General features: G+C 69.7%; 12 protein-coding genes. 8 read left to right on the top strand and 4 right to left on the bottom strand.

Going from position 1 to position 17910, the window contains the following annotated elements; genetic code table 11:
• Positions 1 to 49: 49 nt before the first annotated feature.
• The 3 genes from VMD91_17935 to VMD91_17925 all read right to left on the bottom strand — a co-directional run bounded on the left by VMD91_17935 (position 50) and on the right by VMD91_17925 (position 3290).
• Positions 50 to 604, bottom strand: a complete 555-nt coding sequence (locus VMD91_17935) for a YceI family protein (GenBank protein HTW85956.1) — start codon at positions 602 to 604, stop codon at positions 50 to 52.
• Entirely contained in the window at positions 601 to 1143 is a 543-nt protein-coding gene (locus VMD91_17930; protein ID HTW85955.1) for a hypothetical protein, read from the bottom strand. Before VMD91_17930 ends, VMD91_17935 begins: the two co-directional genes overlap by 4 nt.
• An 89-nt stretch (positions 1144 to 1232) precedes the next feature.
• Positions 1233 to 3290, bottom strand: a complete 2058-nt coding sequence (locus VMD91_17925) for a hypothetical protein (protein HTW85954.1) — start codon at positions 3288 to 3290, stop codon at positions 1233 to 1235.
• A 146-nt stretch (positions 3291 to 3436) separates the two neighbouring features.
• Between VMD91_17925 and VMD91_17920 the strand changes: the two genes are divergently transcribed.
• From VMD91_17920 to VMD91_17900, 5 genes are all read left to right on the top strand, one after another.
• Positions 3437 to 4111 (top strand): response regulator transcription factor, encoded by a 675-nt coding sequence (locus tag VMD91_17920; GenBank protein HTW85953.1) that lies wholly within the window; start codon positions 3437 to 3439, stop codon positions 4109 to 4111.
• A 4-nt stretch (positions 4112 to 4115) separates the two neighbouring features.
• Positions 4116 to 5597, top strand: coding sequence for a HAMP domain-containing sensor histidine kinase (locus VMD91_17915; protein HTW85952.1), 1482 nt, complete (start codon positions 4116 to 4118; stop codon positions 5595 to 5597).
• 59 nt (positions 5598 to 5656) lie between these two features.
• A complete protein-coding gene (locus VMD91_17910) occupies positions 5657 to 6325 on the top strand; it encodes a 2OG-Fe(II) oxygenase (protein HTW85951.1) in 669 nt (222 codons plus the stop codon).
• A gap of 128 nt (positions 6326 to 6453) precedes the next feature.
• Positions 6454 to 9234, top strand: coding sequence for a pyruvate, phosphate dikinase (gene ppdK, locus VMD91_17905; protein ID HTW85950.1), 2781 nt, complete (start codon positions 6454 to 6456; stop codon positions 9232 to 9234).
• A gap of 17 nt (positions 9235 to 9251) precedes the next feature.
• The gene (locus tag VMD91_17900) at positions 9252 to 10571 is read left to right on the top strand and encodes a DUF1254 domain-containing protein (protein ID HTW85949.1); all 1320 of its coding nucleotides are present in this window, start codon (positions 9252 to 9254) and stop codon (positions 10569 to 10571) included.
• Positions 10572 to 10575: 4 nt separating this feature from the next.
• Here the strand turns inward: VMD91_17900 and VMD91_17895 are convergent, their stop codons facing one another.
• On the bottom strand, positions 10576 to 11151 hold the full coding sequence (locus VMD91_17895; protein ID HTW85948.1) for a hypothetical protein: 576 nt from the start codon (positions 11149 to 11151) through the stop codon (positions 10576 to 10578).
• Between the two features lie 193 nt (positions 11152 to 11344).
• Between VMD91_17895 and VMD91_17890 the strand changes: the two genes are divergently transcribed.
• The 3 genes from VMD91_17890 to VMD91_17880 all read left to right on the top strand — a co-directional run.
• A complete protein-coding gene (locus VMD91_17890) occupies positions 11345 to 12649 on the top strand; it encodes an efflux RND transporter periplasmic adaptor subunit (protein HTW85947.1) in 1305 nt (434 codons plus the stop codon).
• On the top strand, positions 12649 to 16464 hold the full coding sequence (locus VMD91_17885; protein ID HTW85946.1) for an efflux RND transporter permease subunit: 3816 nt from the start codon (positions 12649 to 12651) through the stop codon (positions 16462 to 16464). The genes VMD91_17890 and VMD91_17885 overlap by 1 nt, the downstream gene beginning before the upstream one ends.
• Positions 16465 to 17910 (top strand): efflux RND transporter permease subunit (locus VMD91_17880; protein HTW85945.1); only part of this gene is annotated, 1446 nt, incomplete at its 3' end.

Here is a 17910-nt window from a genome sequence, read left to right as displayed (position 1 = left end):
CACCGAGTTGCGCGGACCGCCGCGAAGCGAGGACAGCAACAGGCTTCCGCTACGCGGAAGCCTGTTGCTTGATGGCCTCGACGGTGATCTCGATGCGGACCTCGTCCCCGACCAGGACGCCGCCCGTCTCGAGCGCCTGATTCCAGGTCAGGCCGTAGTCCTTGCGGTTGATGGTGACGTGGCCGCTGTAGCCGATGCGCTCGTTGCCCCACGGGTCCTTGCCGCGGCCTTCGTACTCGGCCGCGATCGCGACCTCGCGGGTGACGCCGTGGATCGAGAGCATCCCCTTGAGCGTGAACGAGGGGCCGTTGCCTTCGGTCCCGGTCGAGACGAAGGTGATCGTCGGGTACTTGTCCGCTTCGAGGAAATCGGCCGACTTGAGGTGCCCGTCGCGCTGCTCTTCGCGGGTGTCGATCGAGTTGACGTCGATCTCGGCGGTCGCGCTGGTGGGGACCTCGGCGCCGGCCGGTACGTCGATCGTGCCGGTCAGCTTGCCGAAGCGCCCGCGCACTTTGGCGATGACCATGTGACGGACGACGAAGTCGGCCGACGAGTGAGCGGAGTCGATCGCGTATTTCTCGGTGCTTTGCGTGGTGGCGGTCATCGGTGTTCTCCCGTGATGGTGAGGGTCGGTGGGGTCGTGCGCGCGGAGAACCAATCGACGAGGTCGCGCAGCTCGCCGGTGGTGTGCGGTCGCCGACCGCGGTAGACGTCGAGCCCGTCGAGCGCGACCCGGCCGTCGCGCGCGGGGCTCTCGAGCAGCGCGGCGCCGGCGTACCGCTGGGGCGCGCGCCGCAGCAGCGCGTCGACCAGCGTGGCGCCTTGGCCGACGCCGGCGAGCCAGATCTCTTCCGCGTCGCCGGCTTGCTCGTCGAGCCAGCGCTCGACGCGCGCGACCGCCGTATCCAGGGACGCCGGATCCGGCCGGCCGTCGGCGTCCGCCGCGAACCAGCCGTAGCCGGCGCCGTCGGGGGTGAAGCCGCGCAGCGCGGCGATGGCGGGCTCGGCCGGCAGCAGCACGACCAGGTCGAACAGCTCGTCCTCGTCGCTCCCCTCGCCGTGCAGCAGCAGGATCAGCGCTCCGTGCGTATTCGCGCACGATCCGCATCGCCAGCGTGCCACGACCTCCTCGCCGTGCGTCATCGCAGCGGCATCGTAGCGCGAACGCGCGCTACGCGCCAGTACGCACTTTTCGGTGCCGTGGTTACCGCGCGGAAACTAGCCCGGCGGCGTCAGGTTCCCTTCGGCGCCCCGATGTAGCGGATCCACTTCAGATACAGCGCCGGCGTCGTCCCCAAACTGTTGGGGTTGCCGTAGACGAGATAGAACTCGTTGTGCAGCGCCAGGAAGTGGAAGGCGGCGGTGACGTTGCTCGCGTTCACGTATTGGAACGTCGGCGGCACGATGGCGTTGGGGATCTCGCGGCCGATGATGCGCCGCAACCCGAGGTCGAACGAGGTGTCGCGGTTGAACTGCCAATCGAGCGTCACGCGTTCGAGCCACTGCGTCGACTGCAGCTCGCCGGCGTAGGTGGTGAAGTACGAGTCGCGGTCGGCTTCGACGCGCAGGTGGATCTTGCGCTCGAGCGGGATCGTCGAGATGTAGTTCCACGCGTCGAGCATGCCGTGATAGTACGGACCGCCGGTGTACTGCACGTACGTCGGCGTGTTGGTCGCGACCTTGTAGCCGACCTCGGCGCCGTTCGCGTCGAAGGGCAGGAAGCCGGCGTCGGCCGTCTGCACGCCTTCGTAGCCGCCGAAGAGGTGCAGCGTCATCAGACTGCGGAAGTCGAAGTTGAGCTGTTCGGCCAGCTGCACCTGACCGGGCGCGCCGTCGGGCTCGTGGTACCGGGCGGCGAAGATCTGCCCGTAGACGTCGTGCAGCGGCGCGCCCGGCGCGAAATCGAGCGTCTTCTTGGCGAAGAACTCGTACCCGGTGATCCCGTTCTGCGTCACGAACGAGTCCGGCGGGTTGAAGTCGGGGCCGAGCTGCTGGTAGTTGAGCACGACCGCCGAGGTCGAGTTGACGAAACCGAAGCCGCCCTCCGCGTAGTCCGCCGCGGCCGGGTTGGCGACGTCGGTGCCGCGCTCGAGCGCGCCGTTGAAATACGCGAACAGGTGCGAAGGCTGATCGAGATAGCCGCTCGTGAACGACGTCAGCTCGTCGTGCAGGCCGTCCGAGGTGTCGACCGAGGTGTGCTGATAGTCCAGGGCGACGTTGCTCTGCTTGGTCTCGACGTTGTAGTCGAGCGCTTGCGACTGGTCGACCCGCCCGTCGCCGATCGCGTCGAAGGCGGCGAACGTCAACGGCCCTTGCGTTCCCTCGACCGCGTAGCCCTCGCGGAAGATCGGGATGGCCGGCGTGTAGAGCAGCGTCGGGCAGTCCGTGCAGTTGAACATGTTGTCGTACGCGTTGGACGCCTGGGTGAAGAACGGCCGTACTTCTTGGTACTGGTAGGCGAACGCGTTCGGTGCGATCGTCTGCTGGTCGATCTCGACGTTCGAGTAGTCGGGGTGCAGCGTCCCGAAGAACGACGCGGTCGGCGTGATGGGCACCGAGAAGTCGCCGCCCACGCGCGCGGTCGAGCCGCCGTTGGCGGGCGTGGTGAGCTCGCCCAGCCCGTAGATCTGGGCGCGCGGCTGCGGCCGCGTCGCGGCCTTCGCGCCCGCGCCGACGTCGAGCAGCGTCCCGGCGAAGGCGGGATCGTTGGCGTTCTGCTGGCGGTCGGACATCGTCCACACGGCCAAGCTGTTGGTCGCGATCGTCTCGCGTGCGAATTGCGCTTTCCAATGGGTCGAGCCGCCGCTGCGGATCACGCCGAGCGGGATGCGCATGGTGACGACGTAGCCGGTCGGCGTGCGGTGACCGACCGCGACCCACTGGGGCGTATAGGCGGTGTTCTCGCTCGAGGTCTGATAGCGCGTCCCGCGCGGGTTGGCGGCGAAGGAGTACGAGAAACCCTGCGTGCCGCGCGGCCAGAGATAGACGATCACGTAGTCGTCGCTGGTGACGTTGGTGCCGTTGGTCGTCTGCGTGTCGACGACCGCCTCGGCTTGGGTGACGACGAAAGCGACATCGAGCGCGGCACCGTCCTGGCCGACGTAGACGTGGGTCGGCTCCGCGGGCGCACGCTTGTAGGTGAAGTCGTGGTCCAGGGTCAGCTCGGCCGCCTTTGACCACGAGGGATCGAGCGTGCCCTCCATCGAGGGCGCCGGATCGAGGACCGGCACGCGCAACGAGGGCTCGTCGGCTGCGCGAATCGGGCCGGGGCACACCATGATCCAGGCCATGGCGAGAGCAATGGCCGCGGCAGCGCGTCTACGCATTGATCCGTATGGTAACGGGGCCGGCGCTGGTTGTCAACGATAGAATTAAGAATTAAGCCTGAGGGCGCTTCCCAGGCCCGCTTCAAGTTGGCGTGGCAACGATGAAGAGTATGCCGCCGCGGGTTCTCGCGATCGACGACGAGCGCTATCTGCGCAAGCTGCTTGAATTGGGATTGCCGGAGTACGGCTTCGAGGTGCGGACGGCGGCCGACGGCCCGACCGGGCTGCGCACGGTGCGCGAGTGGAGTCCCGATGCGATCGTGCTCGACGTGATGCTGCCCTACGTCGACGGCATCGAGCTGGTGCCGCAGCTGCGGCGCATCACCGAAGCGCCGATCCTGATGCTCAGCGCGAAGAGCGACCTCGACGACAAGGTCAGCAGCCTGCAGGCTGGTGCCGACGACTATCTGGCCAAGCCGTTCTCGATGTCGGAGCTCGCCGCGCGCTTGGAGACGGCACTGCGCCGCCCGCGCCTGGAGCGTTTCGCCGAAGTCGCGTATCACGATCTGGTGCTCGACGTCGATCGGCGTGAGGCGCGCCGCGGCGGCCAGCGAATCGAGCTCTCCTCGCGCGAATGGTCGCTGTTGCACTTGCTGGTCACCAATCCCGAGCGCGTCTTCTCACGCGCGCAGCTGCTCGATCTGGTCTGGGGGAGCGATCGCGACGTGCGGCCGGGCATCGTCGAGACCTACGTCTCGTATTTGCGCTCGAAGATCGACCAGGGCCGGGCGACGCGGCTGATCCGCACCATCCGCGGCGCGGGTTACGCGCTGCGGGCGGACTAGCGCGATGTATCACGCCTTCTCGCGCCGGCTGACCTCGTGGTACGTCGGCGCGGCGACGATCGGTGCGTTGCTGGTGCTGATGGCCTTCGCGGTGCTCAGCCTGGTGCTCTACACGCGCCTGCTCGACGACGCGGCGCAAGGGATCGCGAGCAGCGCGCAGCAGGCGGGCGTGCGCGCCGAGCTGCGCGGAACGCCGTTCGAGATCGCGGCACGCGGCTTCGGCCTGCGCGAAGCGCGCGCCGGCATCCTGATCATCGCCTCGGCGCGGCCGCCGCGCCGCATCGGCGGCCCACCGCCGGGACGGCGGCCCGGCACGCTGATCGTCAACGGCGTCGCGCGCGTGCTGCCGCGTCCGCCGCGGGCCGGACCGGGCGAGGGCGGCGGCGGTCCGGGTCCCGGCTGGGTGCCTGGGCTGCGCGCGTTCCCGTTCTGGTCGCTGCTGGGTGCGCGTCCGCATCGCGTGCCGTTCGCCGGCGGCGAGATGATCGTCGTGCTCGATCCCGCGCGGTTGGAGAGCGTCGCGCTGCGGCTGATCGCGGGCGTGCTGATCGTGACGGTGCTGGCCGGGGTGATGGCCTGGCTGGTCGGCCGCTACATCACCTCGCAGGTGCTGCGCCCGCTGATCGACGTCACCCGCTCGCTGCGGCGCTTCGCCGCCCGCGATTTCACGCCCGAGCCGATCGCCGTCGCCGGGCGCAGCGAGTTCGACGAGCTGGCGCAGGCGTACAACGGTGCCGCCGCACAGGTCGACGCCGCCTTCACCGAGCGCGCCCAGGCCGAAGCGCGGATGCGGCAGTTCGTCGCCGACGCCGGCCACGAGCTGCGCACGCCGTTGGCGATCGTGCTCGGGTTCGTCGACGTGCTCAAACGCAAAGTCGATCCGCGCGAGTCGACCGCGAACGAAGCGTTCTCGAGCATCGACGCGCAGGGCAAACGGATGCGCGTGCTGATCGACAACCTGATCCTGCTGGCCCGCATGGAGTCGCCGCGCGAGCGTCCGGTCGAGCCGTTCCCGCTGGCCGGGCTGATCGACGAGGTCGTCAGCGCGCGCCGCGTGCTGGCGCAGAACGCGCACATCGAGCTCGACCTGGCCGTCGACGCGACGATCGTCGGCGATCGCGAAGAGCTGCACGAAGCACTGGCCAACGTGCTCGACAACGCGCTCAAGTACGCGCCGGGCGCGCCGATCGCGATCGCGGCGCGCGCCATCGACGCCGGGGCGGTCGAAGTGTCGATTCGCGACGGCGGACCCGGCGTGCCGCCCGAGCACGTCGAGACGGTGTTCGAGCGCTTCTTTCGCGCGATGCCGCATCGCGGCGAGATCGAGGGCTCGGGACTCGGGCTGGCGATCGCGCGGCGGGCGGCCGAGCGCGCCGGCGGCGGGCTGGCGCTGCTGGCCAACGGCCCCCACGGCGCCACCTTCGCCTTCCGGCTGCGCGCCCACGACATCCGCGTCCGCGAGCCCGAGCCGACGCTGCCGGCCTAGCGAACGCGGGCGCAACCGGCGGGGCGCCGGCGGGCGCTGCGCGCGGTAGGCTAGAGGCCATGACCGTTCCACCCGAGCTCGCCGAGCGCGGCTACGCCGTCCTGCCCCGCCTTCTCGACGCGGCCGCGTGCGCGGCGCTGCGGGGGCGCTTCGACGACGTGGCGGCGTTCCGCAAGACCGTCGACATGGAGCCGCTCGGTTTCGGGCGCGGCGTTTACCGTTATTTCGCGGCACCCGTACCCGAGCCGGTCGCCGGCCTGCGCGCCCGGCTCTACGCCGCGCTCGCGCCGGTCGCCAACCAGTGGGCCGAGCAGCTCGGTGAGCCCGGCGGCTACCCGGCGACGCTGCCGGCGTTCTTGGAGCGCTGCGCCGCCGCCGGCCAGACGCGGCCGACGCCGTTGCTGCTGCGCTATCGCGCCGGCGACCGCAACGCGCTGCACCAGGACCGCTACGGCGAGGTCGCGTTCCCGCTGCAGGCGACGGTGCTGCTCAGCCCACCGACCGACTTCACCGGCGGCGAGTTCGTGCTGGTCGAGCAGCGCCCGCGCCGGCAGAGCCTCGCGCACGTCGTCCCGCTGGGGCTGGGCGACGCCGTCGTCTTCCCCAACGCCGCTCGCCCGATCCGCAGCGCGCGCGGCTGGTCGCGGACGCAGTTCCGCCACGGTGTCGGCGAGGTGCGCGACGGCGAACGCGTCACCCTGGGCATCATCTTTCACGACGCGCGCTGAGACGTTAGCGGCAGGGACCCCCTGCGCTCCGGTCCGCCAAATGTCCGATGCGCCGGCGCCCGGCGATCGGCTATTCTTCCGGGACATACCCTGCTTGAAGCGGCCGAGCGGGGGGAAAGCTTTTGCTCATGGAAAGCACGGAGAAGATTTCCGTCGTGCGCACGCGGCGGTACAACGATTTTCCACGCATGCCTACCCAGGAAGGGAAGAGAGTGTCCGAGGCGGTTCTCGCCCCACCCAGTACCCCGGCCGCACCCAAGCGTATTTGGTTCTTCGAGGAAGGCTCCGGCGAGATGAAGGACCTGCTGGGCGGCAAGGGGGCCGGCCTGGCGGAGATGACCCGCGCCGGGCTGCCGGTGCCGCCCGGCTTCACCATCTCGACCGAGACGTGCCTGGACTTCTACCGCGCCGGCCGCCGCTTTCCGGACGGCTTGCGCGAGGCCGTGCGGGCGTCGATGCGCGAGCTCGAAGCGCGGACCGGCAAACAGTTCGGGCGCTCCGACAACCCGCTGCTGGTCTCCGTCCGCAGCGGCGCGCGCGTCTCGATGCCGGGGATGATGGACACCATCCTCAACCTGGGTCTCAACGACGAGACCGTGATCGCGCTGGCGAAGCTGACCGGGAACGACCGCTTCGCCGCCGACGCCTACCGCCGGTTCATGGCGATGTTCGGCACCATCGTGCTCGGCATCCCGAAAGAAGAGTTCGATCAGGTCGTCGAGGAGGCGAAGCACAAAGCCGGCGTCGCGACCGATCCCGAGCTCGACGCGTGCAAGTGGAAGGAAGTGATCGCGCAGTACCGCGAGATCGTGCGCGACCACACGCACCAGCCGTTTCCGCAGGACGTCTACGAACAGCTCGAGCTGGCGATCCAAGCCGTCTTCGACTCGTGGAACTCCAAGCGCGCGATCGACTACCGCCGTTTCAACAAGATCTCCGACGACTGGGGCACCGCCGTCAGCGTCGTCTCGATGGTGTTCGGCAACCTGGGCGAGGACTCGGGGACCGGCGTCGCGTTCACCCGCGACCCCAACACCGGCGAGAAGCACCTGTTCGGCGAGTACCTGCGCAACGCGCAGGGTGAAGACGTCGTCGCGGGCATCCGCACGCCGATGACGATCGACGATCTGCGCACGCAGCTGCCCGACGTCTACGCGCAGTTCGTCACCATCGCCGGCCAGCTCGAGATGCACTACCGCGACGTGCAGGATCTCGAGTTCACCGTCGAGCGCGGTAAGCTCTGGATGCTGCAGACGCGCAGCGCCAAGCGCAGCGCCGAAGCGGCGGTCAAGATCGCGCTCGATCTGGTGAGCGAAGGGCTGCTCACCAAGGACGAGGCGTTACGGCGCGTCGACGCGGCCTCGCTCGACCAGCTGTTCCACGCGCGCATCGATCCCAGTCAGAAGTACGAAGTCGCCGGCACCGGCCTCAACGCCTCGCCGGGCGCGGCGACCGGTCAGGTCGTCTTCGACGCCGACCTCGCGGCCGAGCGCGGCAAGGCCGGCGACGCGGTGATCCTGGTGCGCGTCGAGACGGCGCCCGACGACGTGCACGGCATGATCGCCGCGCGCGGCGTCCTGACCTCGCGCGGCGGCGCGACTTCGCACGCGGCCGTCGTCGCGCGCGGGATGGGCAAGCCGTGCGTCGCCGGCTTCGACGCGCTGGTCGTCGACCGGCGCGCCAAGACCGCGCGCATCGGCCGCCACGAGCTGCGCGAGAACGATTGGATCACGATCGACGGTACGACCGGCCAGGTCGTCATCGGCAAGCTCGAGCTGATCCCGCCGCCCTCGCAGCTCCCCGACTGGCTGGCGACGTTCTTGGGCTGGGCCGACGCGCGGAAGCGGCTGGGCGTGTGGGCCAACGCCGACACCCCCGAGGACGCGCGCAAGGCGCGCGAGCTGGGTGCGACCGGGATCGGCTTGTGCCGCACCGAGCACATGTTCATGCAGCCCGACCGGCTGCCGGTCGTGCAGCGCATGATCATCGCCGACACGCCGGACGCGCGCGCGGAAGCGCTGACGACGCTCTTGCCGTTCCAGCGCGACGACTTCGCCGGGATCCTCGAAGCGATGGCCGGCTATACGGTCACGATCCGGCTGCTCGACCCGCCGCTGCACGAGTTTCTGCCCTCGCTCGAGCAGCTGCTCGTCGAGACGACGGAGCTGCGCATCAACAAGGGCGAAGACGATCCGGCGTACCGCGAGAAGACGAAGGTGCTCGCGCGCGTGCGTGCGCTGCACGAGCAGAACCCCATGCTGGGCCTGCGCGTCTGCCGGCTGGGCATCCTGTATCCGGAGATCTACGCGATGCAGGTGCGCGCGATCTTCGAGGCCGCCTGCGCGCTGCGCAAACGCGGCGTCGACGCCCGGCCCGACGTCATGATCCCCGGCGTCGGCACGGTCGAGGAGATGCGGGTCACCGCCGACGCGGCGCGCGACGTGGCCGACGCGGTCATCGCCGAGCAGGGCGTCGCGGTGCCGTACCACATCGGCACGATGGTCGAGCTGCCGCGCGCGTGCATCGTCGCCGACGAGCTGGCGTCGATCGCCGAGTTCTTCTCGTTCGGCACCAACGACCTGACCCAGACGACCTACGGCTACAGCCGCGACGACGCCGAGGCCAGCTTCATCCCGCGTTACCTCGAGCTCAAGATCCTCAAGGACGATCCGTTCCAGGTGCTCGACCGGGTCGGCGTCGGCAGCTTGATGCGCACCGGCGTCGAGAAGGGACGCGGCGAGCGGCCGGGGCTCAAGATCGGGATCTGCGGCGAGCACGGTGGTGAGCCGTCGTCGGTCGCGTTCTGCGACGAGCTCGGGCTCGATTACGTCTCCTGCTCGCCCTACCGGGTCCCGATCGCGCGGCTCGCCGCCGCGCAATCGGCGGCCGGCAGCGCTCCGCACGACTGACGGCTAAGAGGCTGCGCATGCGACGCAGCCTCTTTCTCGCCGGCTCCGCGGCCGCGCTGGCCGCGACCGGCGGCGCGGCCGGGGCCGCTCCCGGCGACGACCTGACCGAGGCCGCGATCCGCGCCTACGTCTTCGCCTATCCGCTGGTGCTGGTCGCGCTGACCGAGCGGCATCAGCTCACCGCGACCGCGCCGAATCAATTCCGCCACGATCGCGCGCTCGCGACGCCGGCCAACCGGTTCATCGTGCGCCCCAACGTCGACACGCTGTACTCGAGCGCGTTCCTCGACTTGCGCAACGGACCGGTGCTGCTCACCATACCCGCCAGCGCCGGGCACTTCTACGTGTGCGAGGTGATGGACGCGTGGACGAACGTGTTCGCCGACCCCGGCACGCGCACCGGCGGCGGGGCCGCGCAGCAGCTCGTCTTCGCGCGACCCGGCCAGCACGTGGCGCTGCGCGGCGTGCGCCGCGTCGACGCGCCGACCGACGCGTGCTGGATCTTCAACCGGATCGCGCTGCACGCCGGGGCCGACCTCGCCGCCGTCCACGCGCTGCAAGACGGCTTCACGCTGCGGCCGCTGGCCGGCGGCAACGCCGCCCCCGGCGTCTCGCATGCGGCGAGCGATCCGGTCAAGCTCGGCGACCTGGTCGCGGCGATGAGCGCCCAAGCGTTCTTCTCGCTGGCCGCGGCGCGCCTGGTGGGAAATCCGCCGCCGTCCGGCGACGGTGCGGGCTTGCGCGACCTCGCGCAACTGGGGATCGAGCCCGGGGGGCCCGTGCAGATGGCCGCGCTCTCGCCGAGCGCGCAAGCGGCGCTGCAGTCCGCGCCGGCGGCGGCGCTGCGCGAGATCACGACGCTCGACGTGCGCTCGTTGCCGCTGACGGCGACGTTCTGGCTGCGCTCGGATCCGCGCACCGCGAACTTCGGTGCCGACGACCTGCTGCGCGCGCGGGTCGCCGCGTACGGCATCGCCGCGAACCTGCCGGCCGACGCGCTCTACTATGCGACGCGCTCGCAAGGCCGGCGCCGGCTGCGCTTCGCACCCGGCGCGCTGCCGCCCCAGCGCGGCTTCTGGTCGCTGACGATGTACGACACCGACGGCTACCTGGTGCCGAACGCGCTCGACCGGTACGCGCTGCGCGACGGCGATCCGTTGGTGGCGGACGCCGACGGCGGGCTGACGCTCGAGCTCGGTGCCGATCCGCCGGCCGACGCGGCTCGGCGCGCCAACTGGCTGCCGGCGCCCGCCGGGCCGTACACGCTGCTCTTGCGCCTCTATTGGCCCGATCCGGCGGCGCTGAACGGCAGCTGGATTCCGCCCGCGCTGACGTGAGCCCTTAGAGCGGCGTCGCGCTGAAGCGGTAGTCGCTCAGCTCCACGTTGGCGGTCACGTCGAGCCAGCCCATCCAGCCCTCGCCCTTGACCTTCACGTGCAGCCCGGCGGGAACCGTGTAGCCGTCGACGGCGATGAAGCGCTCCTCGACCCGCGCCTGGACGTCCTTGTCGTCGTCCGTGCCGACGACCGCGAGCGGCGCGCGACTGTTCGGATCGACGTAGAGGACGGTGAAGTCGGCGTCGTCCTCTCCCGTCCGGCAGCGCGGGCGCAGCGCGATCCGCTCGGCCGGCTTGCCGTCGAAGGTGGCGGCCTGGGCGTCCGTCGGCGCGTAGCACGCGGGCCGGAACGGCGGGTTGGTCAGCAGCTCCGCTTCGCGCCAGTTGCCGGTCCCGAAGTGCACCGTGGCGGGATGGCCGCTGATGACCCGTCCGTCCGGAACGTGCACCACCACCTTCGAGCTCTGGCCGCCGTGGAAGGGCCCGAAGCCGCCCTCGGTCCGGTCCGTGTACGCGACGTAGGCCGGCAGCGTGCGGGTCAGCTGCGCGGCGGCGGCGGCGTAGTCGGCGGCGGCGTTCATGCGATGCTCATGCTCCGTAGGGCGAAACGCGTCTCGCCACGGGTACGCTTGCAGGGCTTCCCGAGTTTCAGCGGCACCTCGGGATGCGCGGCCGCCCGCCTCGGGGAATCCACAGGCTCGGCGGCCATACTCTCGATTCTGCCTCCACGCCGCCGACCCCCGAGGGCCGATGAACCGTACCCGAACCATTCTCGTGACCGCGCTCGTCCTCGCCGTGCTGGTGGCGGGCTGCAACCGCGGCGGCGCCGGCCGGCGCGGGCTGCGCGGCCAGGCCTCGCCGAATCCGATCCCGACGACCGCGGCGCGTGAAACGACCGTCCGGGCCACCTCGACGATCTCCGGCGTGGTCGCACCGCTGCTCAACGTCGCGATCACGAGCTCGCTCTCCGAACCGACCGACGTCGTCAACGTCAACGAGGGCGACCGGATCCACACCGGTGAGGTGCTGGCCGTGCTCGACACCGCCGACCTGCAAGCGCAGTTGGCGCAAGCGCAGGCGACGGTCGTCGCCGACCAGCGCACGGCGGAATCGGACGACGCCAAGGTCGCGCAGACGCGTTACACCGCGACGCTGAACATCGGTCAGGGCGGCAACTCGGTGCAGTCGGCGCGCGCGGCCGTCGCGCAGGCGCAGCAGAACCTCACCAACGATCAGGCCAACTTGGCCCGCGACCGGCTGCTGATCGCCAACGGCTACATCGCGCAGCAGGCGCTCGAGCAGCAGCAGACGCAGGTGCTCAACGACCAGGCCGCGCTGCGCAACGCGCAGGCCGCGCTGCAGTCGGCGATCTTGAACCAGAACGTCAACGGCACCGCGAACCAAGGCCTGCAGGCCTCGAACGTCGCCTCGGCGGTCGCCGACGCGCGCGCGGCGCACGCCGCCGTCGCGCAGGCGCAGGCCACGGTGCGGCAGTACCAGGCCGAGATCTCGCGCGCGACGATCGTCTCGCCGATCGACGGCGTGGTGATCAACCGCAACCTCAACCCGGGTGAGTACCCGGGCTCGCGCACGATCTTCACCCTGCAGCGGCTCGACCAGGTCTACGCGATGCTGAACGCGTCGAGCTCCGATACGTTCGCGATCCCGGTTGGCGCGCCGGTCTCGCTCGTCGTCGCCGGCACCAACTCGACCACCTACACCGGCAAGGTCGTCGCGGTGCTGGGCCAGGTCACGCCGGGTTCGACGAACTTCACCGTCAAGGTGCTGGTCACCAACGCCGACGGCAGGCTGCAATCCGGCCTGCCGGTGACGGCGACCGCGTCGCTGCCGCCCGTCAGCGGCGTCGGCATTCCGACCACCGCGTTCCTCGACGACACCCACACCACGATCATGATCGCGCAGGACAACGTCGTCGACGTGGTCGCCAAGACGGTGCACGTGCGCGAGCTCGGCTCCGACGGCACGACCTCGATCGTCAGCGGGGTCAAGGCGGGTCAGCAGGTCGTCAGCAACGGGCAGCTCGGGCTCTCCGACGGGCAGTCCCTCGCCGAGGAGTGATGCAGCGCGTCACGCAGCTCTTCGTCAATCGGCCGCCGCTGGTGTTCGTGCTGGTGGCGCTGATCGCGCTCGTCGGCTCGTTCTCGCTGGCGACGCTGGTCCAGCAGCAGTTCCCGAACATCGACTTTCCGACCGTCACGGTCAGCGTCGCGTATCCGGGAGCCTCGCCGTCCGAGCTGCGTGACTCGGTCGTCATTCCGGTCGAGGACGCGATCGCCGGCGCGCCCGACCTCGACCACCTCAACACCTCGATCCAACAGAACCAAGCCACGATCTCGGCGACGTTCACGCTGGAGTCGAACCAGACCACCGACTTGACCGAGGTCCAGGACCGCATTCAGACCGCGAAGTCGGCGCTGCCGCAGGACCTGCCCGCGCCGACGGTGCGCACCTTCGATCCGGCGCAGATCAACGTCGTCACCATCGCGGTCACCTCGCGTTCGCTCAACCTGCCGCAGCTCTCGGGCGTGGTGACCAACGAGATCGTCCCGGCGCTCGAACAGGTCGACGGCATCTCGAACGTCAGCGCCAACGGAACGGTCACGCCGGCGCTCGAGGTCGACGTCGATCCGAACAAGCTCAGTGCGTGGGGCTTCACGACCACCGACGTCGTCAGCTCGATCCAAGCCAACAACGTGCGCGCGCCGGGCGGCATCGCGTATTTGGGCAACCGCGAGACCACGATCGACGTGCGCGGCGACATCCAAACCGTGCCGTCGATCGAGAACCTGCTGCTGGCCGGCTCGACCGCCGTGCTGCAAGGCGCGACCTCGCCCTCGGGTGCCGTCAACCAGAAGTACTCGAATCTGAGCGGCAGCACGAACCAGGCGCTCTCGCTCTCGAACGCCGCCGCCTCGACCGCCGGCGCGACCGCGACCCCCGCGCCGATCGGCGGTGGCGGCCAGGCCGGCGCGGGCGCTGCCGCGTCGGGCGCCGGGGGCTCGTCGAGCGCCGGCGCGCCGAGCAGCTCGACCAGCGCGACGACCAGCGCCGGCAGCGGCTCCGCGCTGGTGACGACCACCAATCTCCCGAGCAGCGACTCGTCGCTGAGCGCCACGACCTCGCAGACCGTCTCGGCCGCCAGCAACGCGGCCGGCACCGCGTCGTCGAACGCGGCCGCCAGCGGCGCCGCGGCGAACACCAACGCCGGCGCGAGCGCCGGCGGCGTGTCCACGCCGCTGCCGGCCGTCGTCGTCCCGCCGATCGCGGTCGCGACCGGGCCGCCGGCCGCACAGATCGCGCCGTCGTCGAGCGTGACGGCGCCGCCGACCACCGCGCCCAGCGCCGTGACGCCGCCGACGACCAGCAACGTCGCGCCGCCGGCGATGACCGGTGAGAGCGGCGCGGGGATCCCGGCGCTGGCGACCGGCAGCGGCGGCGCGTCCTCCGGGCTCGCCTCCGACGCGACCAACCCGTACTCGCAATCGGCCCTGTTGCCGCGCATCGGCGACGTCGCGAACGTCGACGACAGCTACGAGCCCAAGCGCGTCGCCTCGTACGTCGACGCCAAGCCCGCGATCACGCTGCAGGCGCAGAAGGCCACCGGCGCCAGCGAGGTGACGGCGGCGCAGAACGTCGTCGACGCGCTCCCCGCCATCGAAGCCCAGTTCCCGAACGTGCAGTTCAAGGTCCTCAACAACGAGGCGACCTACACCCAGCAGCAGCTGGTCGGCGTGCTCAAGACGCTGCTGCAAGGGATCATCTTCACCGGCATCGCGATGGTGTTCTTCCTGCGCTCGTGGCGCAACGCCGTGGTCGTGATGATCGCGATCCCGACCTCGCTGCTGGTCACGCTGTTCGTGATGCGGCTGGTGAACTTCACCATCGACACCGTCTCGCTGTTGGCGATGACGCTGATCATCGGGATTCTCGTCGACGACTCGATCGTCGTGCTGGAAAACATCGAGCGCCACTACGAGGACGGCGGCGAACCGCCGCGCGTCGCCGCGGTGTTGGGCCGCGCCGAGATCGGTCCGGCGGCCATCATCATCACCTTGGTCGACGTCGTCGTGTTCTTGCCGATCGCGTTCCTGCCGGGACAGGTCGGGCGGTTCCTGGCCGAGTTCGGTTTGGTCGTCACCATCGCGACCTTGACCTCGCTGGCCGTCTCGTTCACGGTGACGCCGTCGCTGGCCGGTAACTGGTCGCTGCTCTCGACCTGGAAGGTTCCCGGCTTCATCAACGCCTTCACCCGCGGCTTCGAGCGGCTGCGCTCGTTCTATGCCGAGCGCATCCTGCCGGCGGCGCTGCGCCTCTCGTGGGTCGTGTTCGGCAGCGCGATCGCCTTGACGCTGGGCGCGATCGCGCTGATCCCGCTCGGGTTCATCGGCTTCGAGTTCATCCCGGCGGTCGACCGCGGCCAAATCTTCTGCACGATCCAATTTCCGACCGGAACGCCGCTGACGACGACCGACGCCGCGGTCCGCAAGCTTTCGGCGCGCTTCCTGCAGCTGCCGGACGTCGATACGATCACCTCGACCTCGGGCAGCGCGCAGGCCGGCTTCGGCGGCGGCGTCAACTTGGGCTCGAACGGGCAGATCCGCGTCGTCCTCGACCTCAACCGCACGCATACGACCGCGCAGATCGCCGCGATGATGAACCGCATCGGCCACCAGGAGGTGCCGGCCGCGCGCGTCTTCGCGGTGCCGGCGACGGGGACGCGCGGCGGCAACCAGCAGCCGATCGACGTCGCCGTCAGCGCGACGCGCGGCGAGCCGGACGCCTACGCGCCGAAAGTGCTGGAAGCGTTGCAGGACACGCCGGGCGCGATGAACGTCAACAGCTCCGCGCTCCAGCTCTCGCCGCAGCTCGACATCGTCTTCAACCGCGACCGGGCGCGGGCGCTCGACGTGCAGATCGGGTCGGCGGCGCAGGCTGTGCGCGCGGCCTTCGGCGGCACGCTGGCGACCCAGTTCGACGCCAGCGACGGCACCGGAACGAAGTACGTCCAGGTGCTCTACCCGATGGCCGATCAGTACCAGATGTCGACGCTCACCCAGCTGCCCGTGCGCGCGCTCAACGGCAAGATCGTGCACCTGAGCGATTTCGCGACGCTGCAGAACGATCCCGAAGAGGCGCTGCTGACCCGCATCAACCGCCAGACCGTCATCCACATCGGCGCCAACGTGCAGCCGGGCTACACGGTCTCGCGCGTGCAGCGCGCGTTCATGGAGCGCGTCGCGGCGCTGCACCTGCCGAACACGGTCAGCGTCGCCGCGGCCGCGGGCGGCCAGCAGCAGAGCACCTTCCAGACCGTCAACGGCCTGGGTACCTCGCTGATCCTCTCGCTGGGGCTCGTCTATCTGCTGATGGTCGCGCTCTACAACGCCTATCGCGTCCCGCTGGTCATCATGTTCGCGATCCCCGTCGCCTCGATCGGCGCGCTGGGAGCGCTGGCGCTGACGGGGCAGACGCTCAACCTGTTCTCGCTGATCGGCACGGTCATGCTGGTCGGGCTCGTCAGCAAGAACGGGATCCTGCTGGTCGACTTCGCGATCTTGAAAGTCGAGGAAGGGCTCGACAAGGTCACCGCGATCAAACAGTCGGCCCGCGAGCGTTTCCGGCCGATCCTGATGACGACGCTCTCGATGATCGCCGGCATGTTGCCGCTCGCGCTCGCGCTCGATCCGACCGACGCCGCGAAACGCTCGCTGGGGACGGTCGTGATCGGCGGCCTGAGCAGCTCGCTGGTGCTGACGCTGGTGCTGGTCCCGGTCATGTACGTCTGGCTCGCGCCCGGCCCACCTGAGAAGATCTCGCTCGAACGCCTGGCCGCCGACGCGCATACGCACGAGCAGCCCGTGGAGACCACCTAGATGTCGTTGACCCGGCTGTTCGTCCAGCGCCCGACGCTGGTCACGGTCTTCCTCGCGCTGGTGCTGCTGGCCGGCACCATCGCGGCGACGACGCTCGTGCAGCAGCAGTTTCCGAGCACCGACACGCCCTCGATCCAGGTGCTGGTCACCTATCCGGGCGCTTCGACGACCGAGATGCGCGACGCGATCGTGCGGCCGCTGGAAGATCAGATGGCCGGCGCGCCGCAGCTCGACTACCTCGAGACGTCGATCCAACCCGGCCAGGCGTCGATCGTCGCGGTCTTCCAGCTCAGCTCCGACCAGAACAACGACCTGGTGCAGATTCAGGGCCGCGTGCAGAACGCGCAGCACTCGATCCCCAACGACGTCCAGTCGCCGCAGATCTCGCTCTACAACCCCAGCGAAGCCGTCGTCGTCTCGCTGGTGCTGCGCTCGCGCTCGCTGGCGGCCGGTGACCTTTCCTCGCTGACGATCAACAAGATCGTGCCGTCGCTCGAGCAGGTCACCGGCGTCTCGTACGTCCAGGCCAACGGGACGGTCACGCCGTCGATCCAGGTCAACGTCAATCCCAACGAGCTGAGCGCGTCCGGCTTGACGCTGACCGACGTCATCAGCTCGATCACCAACAACAACATTCGCGCGCCGGGCGGCATCCTCTACTCGCCCAACCGCGAAACGAACCTGGACGTGCGCGGCGACATCCAGAACGTACCGACCGTCGCCGACTTGCTGGTCACGGGCGGCTCCACGTCGAGCTCGACGGCGAGCACCAACGTGTTCTCGACCCAGCCGCGCCTGTACCGTATCGGGGACGTGGCCAACGTCGACGACAGCTATCAGACGCAGCGCGTCTACGCGTACTCGAACGGCATCCCGTGCGTCGAGCTGGACGTGCAGAAGTCCGCCGGGACCAGCGAGGTCGATACTTCGCGGCACGTCTTGGCCGAGCTCCCGCAGCTGCGGCGCACCTATCCCGACGTCGAGTTCTCGGTCCTCTCGGTGCAGTCGGTCTACACCGAGCAGCAGCTGCAGGGCGTCGTCCGCACGCTGATCGAGGCGATCATCTTCACCGGCATCGTGATGCTGTTCTTCCTGCGCTCGTGGCGCAACGCGATCGTCGTGATGATCGCGATCCCGACCTCGCTGTGCGTCACGCTGTTCGTGATGAAGATGGTCAACTTCACCATCGACACCGTCTCGCTGCTGGCGATGACCCTGATCATCGGGATCTTGGTCGACGACTCGATCGTCGTGCTGGAGAATGTCGAGCGGCACTTCGAGGACGGTGAGGCGCCGCGCACCGCCGCGATCCTCGGCCGCACCGAGATCGGGCCGGCGGCGATCGTGATCACGCTCGTTGACGTCGTCGTGTTCCTGCCGATCGCGTTCTTGCCGGGGCAGACGGGGCGCTTCCTGGCCGAGTTCGGGCTGGTCGTGACGATCGCG

Source organism: Candidatus Sulfotelmatobacter sp. (assembly GCA_035504415.1).
GTDB lineage: Bacteria > Vulcanimicrobiota > Vulcanimicrobiia > Vulcanimicrobiales > Vulcanimicrobiaceae > Vulcanimicrobium.
The sequence above is the reverse complement of the archived record's forward strand: the minus strand, read 5'-3'. Positions and strand labels throughout refer to the sequence as shown.